This window comes from Halomonas marinisediminis (assembly GCF_004347715.1).
Classification (GTDB): Bacteria; Pseudomonadota; Gammaproteobacteria; order Pseudomonadales; family Halomonadaceae; genus Halomonas; species Halomonas icarae.
Genome location: NZ_SLTR01000744.1, coordinates 1 through 230 on the forward strand (window position 1 = coordinate 1; position 230 = coordinate 230).

Here is a 230-nt window from a genome sequence, read left to right on the forward strand (position 1 = left end):
TTTCCGTACGGGGTCAGCCCCCGTTCGACCGTCCTTTTGCAAAGCTGATCCCATTTAACAGGTTATCAAGGGCATTTCGCTCGTCCCGACTGATTCGTGCCCCGTTGTCGGCAATGTCGTACTCTGTCGTGTCCGTTTGCGAGATGCGTCCAGCCGCCTCCCGCGCTTCGGCTGCCTGTCCCAGCCGCCATGTGAGATCCTCATCGGCCACGGAGGCGAAATCCTCGATC

Annotated in this window: 1 protein-coding gene; it reads right to left on the minus strand. The window is 59.6% G+C overall.

The window, feature by feature from the left end:
* Nucleotides 1–13: 13 nt before the first annotated feature.
* Nucleotides 14–230, minus strand: a 217-nt coding sequence (locus E0702_RS19825) for a hypothetical protein (RefSeq protein WP_205742155.1), incomplete at its 5' end; no start/stop codon positions are given.